General features: G+C 40.1%; 13 protein-coding genes. 1 reads left to right on the top strand and 12 read right to left on the bottom strand.

Features of this window, described 5'->3' with window-relative positions:
• Positions 1 to 4 precede the first annotated feature (4 nt).
• From Q0E19_RS01165 to Q0E19_RS01110, 12 genes are all read right to left on the bottom strand, one after another.
• On the bottom strand, positions 5 to 1,543 hold the full coding sequence (locus Q0E19_RS01165) for a DUF6382 domain-containing protein (protein ID WP_294406370.1): 1,539 nt from the start codon (positions 1,541 to 1,543) through the stop codon (positions 5 to 7).
• Between the two features lie 23 nt (positions 1,544 to 1,566).
• The gene (locus tag Q0E19_RS01160) at positions 1,567 to 2,868 is read right to left on the bottom strand and encodes a WG repeat-containing protein (protein ID WP_294406368.1); all 1,302 of its coding nucleotides are present in this window, start codon (positions 2,866 to 2,868) and stop codon (positions 1,567 to 1,569) included.
• A 12-nt stretch (positions 2,869 to 2,880) separates the two neighbouring features.
• Positions 2,881 to 3,546 carry an A24 family peptidase gene (locus tag Q0E19_RS01155; protein ID WP_294406366.1) on the bottom strand — a complete coding sequence of 222 codons (666 nt, stop codon included), beginning with the start codon at positions 3,544 to 3,546 and terminating at the stop codon, positions 2,881 to 2,883.
• Between the two features lie 16 nt (positions 3,547 to 3,562).
• Positions 3,563 to 4,843: a hypothetical protein gene (locus Q0E19_RS01150; RefSeq protein ID WP_294406364.1), complete on the bottom strand. Its 1,281-nt coding sequence runs from the start codon at positions 4,841 to 4,843 to the stop codon at positions 3,563 to 3,565.
• Between the two features lie 41 nt (positions 4,844 to 4,884).
• Positions 4,885 to 5,598, bottom strand: coding sequence for a leucine-rich repeat protein (locus Q0E19_RS01145; RefSeq protein ID WP_294406362.1), 714 nt, complete (start codon positions 5,596 to 5,598; stop codon positions 4,885 to 4,887).
• Positions 5,599 to 5,637: 39 nt separating this feature from the next.
• Complete coding sequence (locus Q0E19_RS01140; RefSeq protein ID WP_294406360.1) at positions 5,638 to 9,069, bottom strand: DUF5702 domain-containing protein; 3,432 nt, start codon at positions 9,067 to 9,069, stop codon at positions 5,638 to 5,640.
• 12 nt (positions 9,070 to 9,081) lie between these two features.
• On the bottom strand, positions 9,082 to 9,741 hold the full coding sequence (locus Q0E19_RS01135) for a TadE family protein (protein ID WP_294406358.1): 660 nt from the start codon (positions 9,739 to 9,741) through the stop codon (positions 9,082 to 9,084).
• A gap of 97 nt (positions 9,742 to 9,838) precedes the next feature.
• The gene (locus Q0E19_RS01130; RefSeq protein ID WP_294406356.1) at positions 9,839 to 10,051 is read right to left on the bottom strand and encodes a Flp1 family type IVb pilin; all 213 of its coding nucleotides are present in this window, start codon (positions 10,049 to 10,051) and stop codon (positions 9,839 to 9,841) included.
• A gap of 32 nt (positions 10,052 to 10,083) precedes the next feature.
• Positions 10,084 to 10,953 carry a type II secretion system F family protein gene (locus Q0E19_RS01125; protein WP_294406353.1) on the bottom strand — a complete coding sequence of 290 codons (870 nt, stop codon included), beginning with the start codon at positions 10,951 to 10,953 and terminating at the stop codon, positions 10,084 to 10,086.
• A gap of 31 nt (positions 10,954 to 10,984) precedes the next feature.
• Positions 10,985 to 11,875, bottom strand: coding sequence for a hypothetical protein (locus Q0E19_RS01120; RefSeq protein WP_294406351.1), 891 nt, complete (start codon positions 11,873 to 11,875; stop codon positions 10,985 to 10,987).
• Positions 11,876 to 11,889: 14 nt separating this feature from the next.
• On the bottom strand, positions 11,890 to 13,128 hold the full coding sequence (locus Q0E19_RS01115; RefSeq protein ID WP_294406349.1) for a CpaF family protein: 1,239 nt from the start codon (positions 13,126 to 13,128) through the stop codon (positions 11,890 to 11,892).
• Between the two features lie 18 nt (positions 13,129 to 13,146).
• On the bottom strand, positions 13,147 to 14,211 hold the full coding sequence (locus Q0E19_RS01110) for a chromosome partitioning protein ParA (protein WP_294406347.1): 1,065 nt from the start codon (positions 14,209 to 14,211) through the stop codon (positions 13,147 to 13,149).
• A gap of 599 nt (positions 14,212 to 14,810) precedes the next feature.
• On the opposite strand from Q0E19_RS01110, the gene Q0E19_RS01105 reads away from it, so the two are divergent.
• Positions 14,811 to 16,067, top strand: a complete 1,257-nt coding sequence (locus Q0E19_RS01105; protein ID WP_294406345.1) for a hemolysin family protein — start codon at positions 14,811 to 14,813, stop codon at positions 16,065 to 16,067.
• The last annotated feature ends 12 nt before the right edge of the window (positions 16,068 to 16,079 follow it).

Raw genomic sequence — 16,079 nt, 5'->3', positions numbered from 1 at the left:
TCCTTTACTCAAAGAACTCGAAATACTCGTTGGCAAGTTTTATGCTGTCGCCATTTTTGAGTTCGACCTCCACGTTGCTCTGAATAATACTTTCATTTACATAGGTATGATTTGTTGAGTTAGTATCAACTATATACACCTTTCCGTTCTTTGTAACGATATTTGCATGAGAACGGCTTATGGCGGAATTATCGCCTATAAAGTAGTCAACAAAGCTTTTTTCCTTGCCTATTCTGATAACTTCCTTGTTTAGGTCGATACGCTCCTTGTTCTTTGTTCTTATAAGATAAGGCAGTGACGCTGCCGCATTGTTGTATTCGCTGAGGATAGTTGTATCCTGTACAACAGACTTGCTGTTGAGTACAGTAGTTCCCATAGGCATTGGCTGAGCCTGCGGAGTCTGCTGCATGGGAGCAGGATTCATTGCCTGCTGAGGCATAAATGATGACGCTCCGCCTGTTGGTATAGCTGACATATTGTTATTGTTCACAGGCATAGCCGCTGATGGCTGAGGCTTTGGTTGTGATGAAGGCTGCGGTACAGGTACCGACTGTGATACAGACGGCTGAGGTGCGCCAGGGATAGCAAAGGAAGAATTCTGATATGCGTTGTTCTTTGCCTTTGGTGCAGCCGGCTGTGCTGCCTGATTTGCTGCCTTTGCGGCTTTCTGTTCTTTATACTTAGCTGCATTTTCCTTGCTGTAATGCATAAGAAGATAAGCCATAGACATTTTATCCTTATCGTCAACAGGAGCAGCTGCGACATTCTGATTATTCACAGTTGTCTGCGGCTTTGGCTGCTGAACAGGAGGAACATTCATCCGCTGCGGTGCAGGCTGAGGTATCGGCTGTGGAGCAGGAGTCGGGATAACATTCTGCGGCTGCGGAATAGGGTTTGCGCTGACTGGGCGCTGCTGTGCTATAACCGACTGAGCCTGCTGCATATTATTCACTGTATTTGCTGCTGCGGGAGCTGTCTTTACCGCAGGCTTTGGAGCGGCTGAACCGTCCAGTCTGCTTACAAGCTCATAAAACTCGTCAATTACAAATCCGCTCTTGCGGTTAAGATAGCTTATGATCTGAGCGACATAGTCGCAGTTTTCGGACTGATCGTACTGAGTTGAAAATACGATATTCTTAAAGAAAGATACGATATCAGTAGTTTCTTCGCTGATAACAGGCAGGCATATCACCTCTGCTTTGCAGGTAGACACATCAACGAAAATATATTCAAGATCGAGCAGAAGAGAATTTATCTCGATCATATATTCGTCTGCACTTTTTATAGCTTCAAGTACGCTCTTGAACACGCCAAGCATCTGCTTTCTGCCAACAGTTTCTGCAAAGAACTGACTGCATGGTATCTTTGCCGTTACATTGTACTTCATAAGCTTGCGGTCATCTGACTGCGTGTAAAATGCAGGCGCAAGTCCGCTGATCTTATTGTTGATTATCATGCCCATGCTGAGGGTATCAACATTGCCGTAATCGCTTATCTCATAGACAAGATATGTATTTGTTCCCTGCGTTTCATAAGAAAACATATTTCTACCTCCAATTACTCCAATTAGTTGTCATAGCTGTATAATTTAAGGAGCGACCAATCTTCTCCGTCCTTTACATAAACCGAACCTGCATCGGTAAAGTCCTTTGCATCATCGAATGTATAGTCGATACAAAGCTTATTATCACTATCTATAAATCCCCATTTACCGTCCTTTTCAACTGCGGCAAAGCCGTTGCTGAAACTTCTTGCATTATCGTAAGCAGGCTCTATTACCCACTTTCCTTCGGAATCTATAAATCCCCATTTGCCGTTTTTCTTCACCGCCGCATAGGTAGCGTCTGCAAAAAGTACAGCGTCCTCAAAGGCTTCGTCCGTTATCTCGCTGCCGCTGTTGTCGATCATATAATATGAGCCGTCCTGCTTTACAAAAAGTCTTTCGTTTCTGTAAGCTATATCCTTTTCATCAACATATATCTCATCATACTTTTCAGAGGAAAGCTCTTTTCCATCTGAATCAACAATGCTCCACTTGCCGTCCTTTTCAACAGCTATGGTGTCGAGATTTATAGATGACGCATAGTCATATCCGTCTGATATCTTTCCTTTTTCGACATTGTATATCGCCCATTCCTTGCCGTCATAGGCTGTACATACATCTCCCGAAAGTATGCCGAGAGCATTTGCACTTGGCAGCGCTTTGATATACTTTACCTTTTCGCCTGATTCGTCTATAAAATAAGCGTAGCCGTCCTGATCTATGACCGCCGCATAGCCGTCTGCCATAGGACCTGCATAAACATATTTTGCGTCTATTTCCACGTTTCCCGATGTGTTGACATATCCCCACATATCTTCCTGCTGCATGATACAATAACCGCCGCAGTAAACGCCGACATTTGAAAATGTTGATTTAAGATAATATGTATACTTTATATCTTCCATTATCTTTTCTATCTTATCTGAATGATCGCTGCGCTTTTTGTATACCTCATAAAGTTCAAAGCATGAACTATAACTCTTTCTTTCGAGATCCATATCCATTGCAAGCTCATAGCCCTTTGCATACTTCGGATATTCTTCCATTATGTCAGAGCATACTGACATTGCGTGTTTATAGTCCTGCTTATTATAATAGTAAGCTGCAAATTCATAATACAGATCTTCTGAAGGCTTTATATCCAGAGCTGTTTCATAATTTTCTATTGCATACTTGTCTATGCCGTCTTTTACATACTGACGTGCAGCTTTTACAGCCTCGTCATACTCAGCCTGCACCTGTGATCTTGCATCATAAAGCATATATATAGAACCGAGCATTGCGACAACAAGTATCACAGGGACTAATAATTTATAACTTTTCATATGTACAGCACCTCAACAAATTGACAGGAATAATGACAGATATGTACCCAGCACGATAGCAGGTCCGAACGGTATAGTATCTTTTCTGCCTTTCTTTTTGGTTATAAGAACATAGCAGGCGATAACAAACGACACCACCAGCGAAAAGAAAACTGCGCTGAAAATGCCGCTTATACCGAGGAACAAACCGAGTACGGCGAATATCTTTATATCTCCGAAACCGATAGAATTTTTAATTATCATCGTGCAGAGGAAGGAAACTCCGACTATTATTGCCGCAGCTATAAAGTCTGACATAAATACAGACAGAGCCGCTTTTTTCAGAGTTATTATCTCATATATCAGCACCGCACCTCTTATGCCCAGACCGCAAACCACAAGCTTGTTAGGTATGCGGTAGGTTTTCAGATCTATAAATGCAACGGGCCACAAAACGCTTGTAAGACCAATGGTCCTGCTGAGATATTCTATATCTCTTATTCCACGGAAATATATGAACAGCGCAAATCCGATATTTATGACCACTGCCACTGCACAATATATGACCGCCGCCTTGCTTACCGTAAGCTCAGTTTCCGTATCATGTATTTTGTAACCGTCTTTTTTTAATATGTAAAAGAACATACCTGCTGTCAGCGCATTTAAAAGCACGGTTATCAGAATATAAATTCCTATCATTAAATTGCCACCTCAACTAAGCTGCATTTTCATTTGAAGATCCGCTTGAATCATTCTGCTGTTCGACCTTCGGATCTCCGTATCCTGTTTTTATCTCATATTCTATGGTAACATCAGGATATGAACTCTTCAGATTTTCAACAGCCTTTTTCACCATTGTCTGATCTCCGCTGTCAGGAACGACTATTACCAAACGATAAGTTCTTGTTGCGGGGTCAGATCTCTGCGTTACGTTTTCACCATTCTTTGTAACAGTTATATCCTCAGGCATACCCTTTACGCTGTTATACATAGCCCTAAATTCTTTTTTGACACGGTCATTTACACCGCTCTGAGTCTTATATGTGTCATATGTTATATTGTCAATAGAGAATATAGTTACAAACTCATTCTTTCCGTTCTTATTGTTGTAAGCGTCATACTTTTTTCCTGTTGATTCATAAGGGAAATTCTTTTTTTCATTAGCAACGATCATCTTACCACGAGCCGTACTATCCGGTAAATCCCATATAGACTGAGGCTCTATCTCAGATACACCGCTGCCCCATGCATTTGTTCTTGCGCATTGAGTAATTTTAAATGTGTAGTCGATATTCAGCAGTTTAAGCACCTTTATTTCGTATGTACACACCAGCTGTATAGAATTTTTTCCTGCCGGCAGCATATATGAGCCGCCGAAATCCAAAGCATCAAGTCCTTTTTTCTCTCCGCCCCCTGCTGTGCTGACTATATGCATTCTGTTGAGAAATCCCTCAGGATCCTCATCAGCAGCAGACTTGAGATTTTTCTCCATAAGAGCCTTTGCTGCAAGCTGAGCAAGGTAAACCTTTGCTTTTTCTTTAGTTTCTGAAACGGCTAGCTTTCCCATACTCATGGCAAAGCCTTTCGGGTCTTTCGATATCTGTTCCTTATAGGAATTATACAAAGTATTTACGTCCGTTGCGCCGCTTTCAAGACTGTTCAACATTCCGTCAAAGTCATATTCCTGAGCACTTTCAGTCGCATCTGTCATTTTTCCTGTAAAGGTCACAAGGGAATCGACTGTCTTTTTAGACTGCTCCTTTGCATCCTCAGTACCAGCCGACAGGTTTGCATCCATTTCATCAACGCCCAGTTTAAAATAGAGGTATGAATACTGTGAAAGTTCCTTTGTGGCATAATTCAGCGCCGAACCGATCTTAGCCTGCGCATATGCCATATTCACTATCATAAGCACCATTACCAGCGCAAAAATAAATGCTGTAAAACTAATGGTCGCCTCAACAACGATAGCTCCTCTTTCAGAATTTCTTTCCATACTCACACCCCTGATTTTTATATCTCTTTAATTTTACTTTTTTATTCTGCCTCGAAATTTACACCCAGTTCATTTGCATAAGTTTCTGCATATGATCCTGCCTCACCCACTATTGTAAGGTTATCAGTTCCGCTTAAGAACATATATTTATTTAGTTCTGTTACCCCTGCTGGAATATACAGTTTTTCTACACCTTTTTCAAAATAATTACTTTTATTTAAAGAAGTAAGATTATCACCCAAATTAACTACCTTAAGTGCCGTATTATTTGCAAAAGTACCTTCACCAACAGTTTCAACTCCAGATGCTAAAACCACTTGCAATGCCGCATTATTTCCAAATGTCCATTCAAGTTCTTTTATTGTGCTTGGCAATGAGATGCCCTTTACAAAGCTGTCATTTGTAAAAGGTCCGTCTGTTATTCCTACAACATCTTTTCCGTCTATCTGTTCAGGGATAACAACTATCGGATCACTGCCATTATATGCCTTTATTGAAACATTGTCGCCATGATCCACATATTCAAAATCTGACGCAGGTGTTTCTGCATGATTTCTTACATCATCTTCTGTTATCTCTGTATTGTCTGTTACTGGTGTTTCATCATCATTATTATTCTCATTGCCGTCTGCTGCATCGGCTGCGGTGCTTGCTGTTGTATTTTCTGCATTGCTGTTTGAATCATTTTCATCTCCGCAAGCTGCAAAGCTCAGCATTACTGCCATTACCGCCATTATTGTTATCAGTTTTTTCATAATAAAAGATCCTTTCTTTGCATAACTTAATTAAACAGATCAGGAGTATCCTCTTGTTGTGGATATCTTGTATGTACACCAATCCTTCTGATCCTTAAAATCACTGTTAAAGTTTACGAATGTCGGCAGAGCCACCATAAGCGGTCTTACTCTTACCTCTGCTTCAAGCTTAAAATACACAACGGAATTTTCAAGCTTATATGAACTCTTGCTGACATCTCCATGACCTATGAGGTATCGCATATTCATTTGTATGACCTCAGCCATTCGCTCATACATTACCTGACTGGTTTTTGAAGAACTTAGTCCTGAGATAAGGAAGAATGTCAGATAGTCACTATAAAAAAGGCCTTTATCTGGATTAGGGTGTTCGTCAAGCTTAATATTCGATAGCGAACTTAAAAACGATCCTACCGATCTTATATCTCCGCTCAAAGAAAACCACCACATACTTACTTCCTTTTTATAAAGCTCAACAGGAAATCCTTTTTTTAAGCGCTGCATATCTATAAAAGTTTCAAAAACAGTTAACAATGGTATCAATATAACTTTAGTAACCGGTGTTGGGATTATTCCTCCCGTTAAAGAGGCAATTGTAACTGCTACAAGATCTATACAAGCTGCTGTTGCATTATCTCCACTCCAAAAATGCTGGAAACCTGAAACAAGATTTAAGCCATATCGAATAGTATATATCTGACCTATCGCCTTGTTCATGTTATCCTGATTCTTCTGACCATACAGAATGTACTCAATTTCACCTGTATAAGCAAAATTATTGGTTTTGTTTATCAGCTTATTGGTCATTGATTTATTATAATCATCTGTAAGAAGTGTACTCAGCCACTTGCCCTGATTATCAGTTGGATTTGCAGGATTTTCAGAACCCATATAATTTTTATATGTGTTCTCTGCATTTTTTAGGTTTAACTCCTCCGCTTTACCATCTTTCTTTACAAGATTATAACAGCCCTCTTTTTCGTAGGTTGAGTAGCTGAACATCTCACGGATATATGTTGTGGTATAGAGCGTATCACGCATATCTCCGAGATTATCCAGTGCATCACCAGTGAAAAATTTTCCAACTGTATCGCAAACACCTTTAAGGACATCATCAAGACCGAATACAGAGTCGTTGGTGGCTATCTTTCCGTCGCCAAGACTATTCTTTATATCATGATCGCCTAGTGTTCCGTTAAGATCACCTGTTTTAGCCGCTTCTTCTTTTTCTTTCTGTGCATCCTTTGCCTTATCCTGATCATCCTCCGCCTCATCTACGGCGCCTTTCTTGTCCTCCTTATCCTTATATGCCTCATGCATATACCTGTAAAGTTCAGGTATATTGTTGTTTCCTGTTTCAGGATCAAGCGTTGGATCATATGCGTCATTATTTATCTGACTCTCAGCATTAGTGTTTGCATCATTGTCAGTTGTAAATGAAAATGACGAATCCGCATTGCTGTCAAGCTCTGAATTTTTCATTGGGATATCACTAACACTTACCTGGCCTTTCAGCTTGTCTTTAAATTTATCAAAGCTTGTTATATCTTTGACTTTTTTGCCGCAGTACTCCATATCATTGAGCATGCCCTTGACATTCTTGAGCAATGTACGGATATTTGTAAGTCTGGTTTTTAATGCCTCAACATTTTCTCCTGTTATCTTATCTATACACTCATCTTGTGTACGATCATTTATCTCGGTCTGGTCTTGCTGCCACATACTAGGCTCTTGACCGTCACCTACGGGGTCTGTATCCCGGCTGAATGCCTCATCGTTCCAGCCATTAAGATCAGTATTGTACTGACCGGCAAGATCTTTAAGCTCATCAAGCTTTTTAACTTTTCCCTTACCGTCAATAACTATGTCCAAGTATTTTATTGCTTTATCAAGTTCATCTATCTTGCTATCCAACTGCTCTGATATATATTTCAGAGCATCTTCATAGCTTTTTTTCTGTCCGTCAACAGTTACCTTATATTTTGATACATCTATTTGATCCTTATTATCATTTGATATCTGCGAAAGCTTAGATACAAACTTATAATAATTTGTGCTTGTATCTATGGTCGAACTGTTCAGATACTTTTTATAAAGGTCATCTGCAAAATCAATAAGCTCCTGATATGTTTTATCATTATTATACAGTGAGTATCTGTATCCGCCATCATTAGTGTCATTGTCCTTTTTATCCCAGAAAGTCTGTGCTTCTGCAGTTCTTGAAAGCTTTTTATCGTCACTTTCATTACTAAGAAGCTTTGCTTTTGCATAGGCTTTCATAAAATCATTGGCTTTATCACTAAGGTCACCCAGACTGCTGTCTTTTTCCTTATTGGCTTTTACCCACCACTGAACAGGATTATTCTGTCCTGCGTCAAAGCCACAGTCCATTCCTGCCAGATTAGAGATGTTACCATTTTCGTTTATACCGTTAAAATAATCACTAAGATCCTTGCATGCATCTCCAAGATCGTCTATGTAAGTTCTCATATCTGAATCGTTAATGAAATATTCTCCATTTTCTGAATATGAATACACCTCACTGTTATCCCTGCTGTATGTATTTTCAAAGGAACTGAGATCACGGTACTCTATGGAATATGTTGAAAGTCCATCTGTATTAAGAAGATACTTATATGTGTTTTTATGCATCTCTTTGTATGCTTTCTCATATTCCTTGTACTTATCAATATAATCTGATTTTATTTTATCCTTTGTTATTCCCATATCGGAATAATCTCTTATTGCCCAATAGCTGCGGAATGCTGCTGAAGTAAATTTACCCTCAGTTTCATAAAAATCCTGCTTGCTGTCAACGAGCGGTTTTTGCTCTCCTGCGTCTGAAACAGCACTTATGGTATCGTCCTGATTTTTTATTCTGTCGATCAATTCTTCTGCAAGATCTATTGGCGCACGATATTTCAAAAATTCGATAAGCTGATTTTTTATCATCGTAGCATTTGCCATATTTGCGCCTTCAACAGCTGATACTATATTCCCACTATCTGTCTGAACATCAACAGCTATAAGGTCTGCCGCTTTTTTCGTAGGCTCATCATCATAACCGAAAAACTCCTGAAGAGAATCGTATATCGCACCATTCTGAGTTGCCGCAGCATAGTAATCTGACAGCAGCATAACTTCGTCTTTGGAAAGGTCTTGTGATGAGAGCATTCTCAGAAAATAATCCGCAGATATCTCATAAAACTCGTCTATGTTCTGGCATGATGAAACAAGTCCATACCATTCATTCAGATCTGCATCATAATTTGTCATAAGTGAATTAAGTGCAAGATCTGCCGAAGAGCTTGCCTGGCTTTTGCTCAGCTTTACTCTTGAAAGGTCCACAAACAGGCTTGTCACGAGCAAGCAAGGCACTAATATCAGAACAAGAAATACAGACACCGCACCTTTTTTCAGATCACGCTTTTTTATTCTCTTTATGCGCTTTTTTAATTGTTTCAACTTCATAATATTACCCCATTAATCTGTTCCTGCATCTTTATATTTCTTTGTCCATTCCGTAACCTTGTTTAGAACATCATTTATACTGTCCATAAAGCCTGCTCTTTCCAACAGATCCTCCACAAAATCAGTATTCTGAATAAAATCAGGTGAATCTGTTACAGGAAGCTCATTATATGCCGAAAAGTGGATCATATAATTGCTCCTTTCGCCCAAAAGACGTACAGGCATCTGTATTTTATAATCTAAGTCTATCGAAAACGTCGAATAGATAAAATTGCTGTTATAATTTACATTAAGATCTGTATCTGTAAATATAGGTTTCATTCCTGAAAACAGACCCGATGACAGCTTTTTAAGTTCCTTTTCAGTATCGCTTTCGATATCCGTTACTACATTATCCATATTTCCGATCAAATATCTGTAAGGCTTTGAATGATAGTCACCGAACTTAGGCACTTCGCCCTTCTCCTCAATAGTTGTGAGCATAGGGTCAACGCACCTTGCCGCTCCTTCAACAGCCATTCTGTTGACAAGCGATTCGATACGGGCTTTCTGAAGATAAGCGTTCCCCATAAATATCATAAAAAAAATCGCAAGAAACATTACAGGAAAGACTATCGTTGCCTCAACTATGACCATTCCTGATTCATTTCTTTTTATCTTCTCCTTGTTCACTATCGCTTCACCCCATAAATATTTTTTCGTCAGTAACACAAATAAGTAAGTCAGAATATACGCATAAAGCATATATTCTGCTTACTCACTGTCTGTGTTAGTTAGTAATTGCGTTTGTTGCGCTGTTGTTGATCTGTTCAAACAGCATATTGAGAAGGTTCTTTACCTGTCCCTTGAAAATGATCGCAAGAAGTACAGCTACGCCGATAAGCAGAACTGTCGCTACGATATTTACCTCACCTTCTTCTCTGGCAGCAAAGTTCATAGCCTTTACATATGCCTTGATAGAAAGCATCTGAAGCTTATTCATAATTCTTTCTCCTCCTTTCTCCCCTATTTATTCTATGCACCCAGATTTGTGAAAATCGGGATCAGAATCATTATCAGGATACCTACGAACATCATCATTATAGGTATCATAAGTTTGCTGGCGGCTTTTTCGCCCTCTCTTTTTACTCTCTGCTTTTTCAGATTCCAGACTTCTGCACTCTGCTGCTGGAGCATAGAGGTAAGCTCGCTGTTGCCCTTGATAAGACCTTGTATAATGGTCGATGAAAATTTCTTTATCTCAGGTATTATGCAGCGTGAACCGAAATTGAAAACTGCGTCTACTTCTGAAACGCCGTTATTCATCTCTTCTATGGACTTCTGCATTTCCTTGTAAATAACTCGATCGCCTGTTCCCGCTACTTCTTCCCAAGCCTCTCTGAATATCATACCTGCATTGGTGAGGAGTGCCAGCTTTGATATTACCTCGGAAAAGTCATTGAGCATCTCTTCCGAACGCTTTTTAATTCTTTCAGATGTGAGCGTACCGAAATAGTAGTATGCAAGACCTGCAAACACCAGCATGACCACAAAGCCCGCTATGGAATCCGCCAAACCGTATATTGCAAATGCAAGCACGAACACAGTAAATGATACTGTCACTTTCTGCGCATAGATCACTCTGAGATAGTAATCCGCATATTTTCGGTCGTAAATGACCTCTACCTCTCTGCGCAGCCTTCTGTCGGCAGCAGATTTATATTTATACTTTATCGTATCCATTATCTCCAGACCGACAAAGTATATCTCTTTGAGCGGATATTCCTTTTCTGTCAGCGGTTCAAAAAAGCTTGCCTTTTTATATCCCTTGATATAAAAGAAGAGCCACACCAGCAGAAAAAATCCGCCTACCGAAAATAAAACTATGTCTAATGTTGTCAGCATTCAAATCCCCCGCAATGTCAAAATAAGGAGCTTAAACCTTTATATCGAGAACGATCTTTCCGATATAGTAAGCCGCAACGAACAGTATTACACCGATGGTCGTAGCGATGATACCTGTTACAGTTGTAAAATTCGCTGCAAAGTCAGGGCTCATATACTTTATTACGCCGATAAGCACTATCGGCATGATTATCATGATATTCTGCTCGTTTTTATTACCCGTTACAACAGTTTCGATCTCTTCTCTGATCTCCATTTTGTCGCTCAGGATCTCATATGTACTTCTTATAGTATCCTTGATATTTCCGCCTTTACGGTAGCTTATCTTGAATACGTTCGCAAAGCTTTCGATATCGCCGTTTCCGCTGCGCTTGCCCAGATCTTCCAGCATATCTTCGATATCTATATTGTTAGCCATTCCGTTTACGATAACTTCAAGCTCTTTGAGTATAAAAGCTGATTCATCATACTGCATACTCAGGTCGCTGTAAACGCTGCGGAAAGAGTCAGGAACGTTCTTTCCTGCGCCCAGTGATGTATTCAGCGCTTCAAGCATATCTCTGAACTGAGAATTTAGCTTTTTCTTTCTTGAATTTATTATCTGCGATGTTCTTATAGGAATAAATCTTTTTCCTGCAAACAGTCCGACTGCACACGATACTGTAATATCGATCACATGAGTCAGCGTTGTCGGCTGGTCGAACTCGTCCTTGCCTATTCCGCCGTAGAAAAGATATCCTACCGCAGCACCTATCGCAAAGGCAATAATGAAATACAATGCCTTTTCAAGCGGTTTCATATAATAGACCTTATAGTTCAGCGTCTTCATATTGGTCGCAGAAACGTAATACTGCGGTTCCTTGACCTTTTTTTCTTTCTTGCTATTTTTCTTCTTTGTATCTTTAGTTTCTTCCTTTGACAAAAGATCTCACCCCGTTAAATTACTGTTTTTATGCCCGAAAGCTGGAGCTTAAACACATTTTTCATAGGATTGTCCGTACGTTTCAGCGAACCGGACACCTTTTCAAGCGTACTTTTTTCGTCCTCTTCAAAGACGTACAGCGGATTAAGCTGTATCTCGCCGTTTTCATAACCCAGCACTTCTGTTATCTCCATTGTCTTTCTGGAATGATCTCTCAGTCTTGAAAGGTGGATTATAATATCTATCGCCGATGCGATCTGCTGTCTTATAGCTTCAAGAGGCAGTCCGTCCGCACCCTGAAGTACCATTGTTTCAAGACGGCTGAGCATATCGTGAGTGGAGTTTGCGTGACCTGTTGAAAGAGAGCCGTCATGACCTGTGTTCATCGCCTGAAGCATATCCAGAGCCTCGCCTCCACGGACCTCTCCGACAACTATTCGTTCAGGACGCATACGGAGAGATGATTTGATAAGATCTCTGATAGTTATTGCACCAACACCTGCCGCATTGGCATTTCTTGTTTCAAGACTTACCAAGTTATCTACGCCGACGATCTGCAGCTCAGCAGAGTCCTCAATAGTGATAACACGCTCGTCCTTCGGGATATAGTTGGAAAGTGCGTTCAGGAATGTAGTTTTACCTGAACCAGTACCTCCGCATATAAAGATATTGTACTTTGCCTTAACTAACATCTGGAGCTTATCGGCTATGTCCTGCGTAATAGAACCATACTGAATAAGACGCTCGATAGTCATAGGTGTTTTTGAAAACTTTCTTATGGTAAGGGTCGGGCCGCACAAAGCGATAGGCGGCAGTACCACGTTTACACGGGAGCCGTCAGGAAGTCTTGTATCGCATATCGGGTTAGCCTGATTGACTTCACGTCCTGCAAGACCAACGATACGCTGAATGATATCTTCCAGTCTGCGCTGGCTTTCAAAACGCTTGTTGAGCTTAAAGAGCTTACCGCTCTGCTCTATGAAGATATTATCAGGGCCATTTATCATGACCTCTGTGATAGTATCGTCATTTATTATCGCATCAAGAAGTCCGAAACCTCTTATCGAGCTGTAAACCTGTTCAACGATAGAAACACGCTGTCTGATAGGACAATACTCGTTTTCAAGTTTCTGCTCGGTTAGTTTCTCTACCTTTTCCTCCAGCTCTTCATCTGAAAGCTGGCTGAGAGGGAGATTTTCCGTTATATACTGTTTAAGCTGTGCAACTATTTCCTGTTCACGTTCAAATGTCATTTCAGCATTCTCTCCCGATCACTGTAAATTATTAAATACATTCATACCTGCGATCTGATCTATTATCTGCTTATAGTCAGCATTTTCAAACCTTGGTATACCGCCGAGATTTTTAAGTTCAACTGTATCAAGCACCTGTGAGGTCTTGTTGCTGAACTTGTTGTAGAGTACATAAGACTTGCTCTGGAGCCATATCTCGTTCTGTTCCTCCACAGCTTTAATAGCCACATATGCTCTTGCGAATTTCATTCTTGAAATATGCGAACCGTCGCTGACAAGCACGATAGAATCTGCCAGTCCGAGAAGTTTAAGCTTGTCCTTTTCAAGACTGAATCCCATATCAATAACTATGGTGTCATAGCTGCCTGTAAGAGAAAGCTCTTTTATCATCAGCATTTTATCGTCCTCTGTCATCTCCATCATATCAAGAGCAATAACAGGGTTGCTGAAAAAATATACTCCGCTTGGATCCTGCTTTACAGCACTTTCGAGTTTGAGTGCAAGGTTCGACTTCTTGCTTTTCATAACATAGATTATGTCGCTGAGATTGCTCTGTCCCTCGCCGCTGAAAAATACGTCTGCGCAGCCGAAGTCTTCAAAGTTTATGTAGATAGCCTTTTTGCCTTTCATAGTCTGATTTTTAGCAAAAGCCGCAGCCGCAGTAGAACTTCCTGCTCCGCCGCTCACCGGCATAAACACATATATGTTTGCAACGCCCTCCTGCTTCATCTTCATACCTGAAACAACACTGGAGTTTTCAGCATAGAATCCGAGTATCTGCTTGTATATAAGATCAGCCTTCTGGAATTTTGATATGGCTCTCTGATCCTTGATAGTTTCTATCTCGGAGTTCTCCACAAAGTATGCAAATGCACATCTTGGAGGTATCTTGCTTACGTCCACATCAAAGTCCGGTGCTGCAAGGAAAATATCTATTTTGTTTTCTTTGATACATCTTACTGCGGCATCAAGCTCGGTAAATGAATAGATCTCAGTCTTTTCCGAGTATCTTGCCGAAAAAGCAGAAACCATTCTCGATAAATAGTTTTTATCACTGTCTAAAATAGCAATTTTAATCTTCATAAAGCCGCTCCTTATTAAAAATTAACTTTGAATATCAAAGTAATATTGATAATATTTTCTTGAAATTTTGATATTTGAACCTACTGCATTTGGGTACAAAATAGGCATATTTTTTAACTATACAATATAATTATACCAAACATTTCCCATTCTGTCAACGAAATTATGACAGCGGCCGTGGAGTTTTACGAAAATTTGTGCATTTAGCACCTTATTTTCTGAATTTATTAACTAATTTGCTTAAAAGCTATACAAATAAACCGTTATCTTATACTTAATATTAACTAGACAAATTTCGACAAAGTTAAACTTTTGCTTAGCGATATCCGTTCTGTTTACGGTGTTAGCGAGTGTTAATCATTTAGTTCAAAAACAGCCAAATTATTAATTTTTGAACTTTAATTTTGCTTGCCATTCTTCGCATTTCCCCTTATTCCCCAAAAAAAGATAAATAATTCTTGCATTTAGTTCATTATTATGGTATTATATATTAATAATAGCTTACAGACGGACAATGCCGCACGGGTGAGCTTTATTTATCAGCGGCACAACACAAAAACAAATCAAAAAAACTAAATTAGAAAGGGATTTTATTTTTTATGGATCTGGTCATAATCGCCATACTCATCGTTTTATCTGCAATATGCTCCGCTACGGAAACGGCTTTTTCTTCCTGCAACAGGATAAGGCTGAAAAAAATGGCGGACGGGGGAAGCAAGAGCGCAGCAAAGGCACTTTACATTTGCGATAATTTTGACAAGGCGCTAACGGCAATTCTTATCGGAAACAACATCGTAAACATAAGCTCGTCATCACTTATGACGGTTTACTTCACACAAAAATTCGGTCCAAGCAGCGTTGGTGTTGCTACTGTCATTATGACTGTGCTTGTGCTTGTTTTCGGAGAAATTCTTCCGAAAAGCCTTGCAAAGGAAAGCTCGGAAAGCTTTGCCACATTTATGGCTGTTCCACTTTCCATATTTATGTTCATCATAACGCCTGTAATTGCGATCTTTACAGGACTGAAAAAACTTGTCAGCAAGGCGATCGGCACAAAGAATGACGCACCGTCTGTTACTGAGGAAGAGCTGAAATACATCATCGACGAGATCAAAGACGAGGGCGTTCTTGAAGAGCAGGAATCTGACCTTGTACGTTCGGCACTGGATTTCGACGAGATAACCATAAGCAAGATACTTGTTCCGAGAGTCAGCATTGCGGCGGTAGAGATATCAGACAGCATAGAGGAGATAAAGGATCTGTTCATTCAGACAAAATATTCCCGTCTGCCTGTTTATGAGAAGGATATAGACCACATAGTCGGCGTTATACATCAGGCTGATTTCTTTGAAATGTACGTTTCGGACAGTGCAGATGATATAAGCAAGATAATGAGCGAGCCTATTTACATAACAGAAAACAAGAAAATATCGGAAACCCTTAAAGTCATGCAGAAAGAAAAGGTACATATGGCTGTCATCATCGACCAGTACGGCGGAACGGCAGGAATATGCACCTTAGAGGATATTATTGAAGAACTTGTGGGCGAGATATATGATGAAAGTGATGAGGAAGATACTTCATTCATTAAGCTTTCGGATAACTCCTGCGATATTTCAGCGGAGCTTTCAGTACACGATTTCCTCGACAGAATGGATCTGCCTGAGAATGAGATAGAAACTGAACGTCACTCAATGGGCGGCTGGATAATGGATTACCTTGACAGGATACCTGAGCAGGGCGAGCATATAAACAATCCGCCGTTTGAGATAGAAGTAAAAATGCTTGACGAACAGAAGATAGACAGACTGAAGATAACATACACAAAGCCTGAAAAGACTGAGGACGAGGACTAAAAATATAGCTTT

Source organism: uncultured Ruminococcus sp. (assembly GCF_934476685.1).
GTDB lineage: Bacteria > Bacillota > Clostridia > Oscillospirales > Ruminococcaceae > Hominimerdicola.
Note: the sequence above shows the minus strand (reverse complement) of the source record. Positions and strands in the feature narration are given on the sequence as shown.

Excerpts from the sequence above, each read along its gene's own strand:
- Q0E19_RS01165 (WP_294406370.1), bottom strand. The coding sequence starts at position 1,543 with ATGTTTTCTTATGAAACGCAGGGAACAAATACATATCTTGTCTATGAG.
- Q0E19_RS01160 (WP_294406368.1), bottom strand. The coding sequence starts at position 2,868 with ATGAAAAGTTATAAATTATTAGTCCCTGTGATACTTGTTGTCGCAATG.
- Q0E19_RS01155 (WP_294406366.1), bottom strand. The coding sequence starts at position 3,546 with ATGATAGGAATTTATATTCTGATAACCGTGCTTTTAAATGCGCTGACA.
- Q0E19_RS01150 (WP_294406364.1), bottom strand. The coding sequence starts at position 4,843 with ATGGAAAGAAATTCTGAAAGAGGAGCTATCGTTGTTGAGGCGACCATT.
- Q0E19_RS01145 (WP_294406362.1), bottom strand. The coding sequence starts at position 5,598 with ATGAAAAAACTGATAACAATAATGGCGGTAATGGCAGTAATGCTGAGC.
- Q0E19_RS01140 (WP_294406360.1), bottom strand. The coding sequence starts at position 9,069 with ATGAAGTTGAAACAATTAAAAAAGCGCATAAAGAGAATAAAAAAGCGT.
- Q0E19_RS01130 (WP_294406356.1), bottom strand. The coding sequence starts at position 10,051 with ATGAATAAGCTTCAGATGCTTTCTATCAAGGCATATGTAAAGGCTATG.
- Q0E19_RS01125 (WP_294406353.1), bottom strand. The coding sequence starts at position 10,953 with ATGCTGACAACATTAGACATAGTTTTATTTTCGGTAGGCGGATTTTTT.
- Q0E19_RS01115 (WP_294406349.1), bottom strand. The coding sequence starts at position 13,128 with ATGACATTTGAACGTGAACAGGAAATAGTTGCACAGCTTAAACAGTAT.
- Q0E19_RS01110 (WP_294406347.1), bottom strand. The coding sequence starts at position 14,211 with ATGAAGATTAAAATTGCTATTTTAGACAGTGATAAAAACTATTTATCG.
- Q0E19_RS01105 (WP_294406345.1), top strand. The coding sequence starts at position 14,811 with ATGGATCTGGTCATAATCGCCATACTCATCGTTTTATCTGCAATATGC.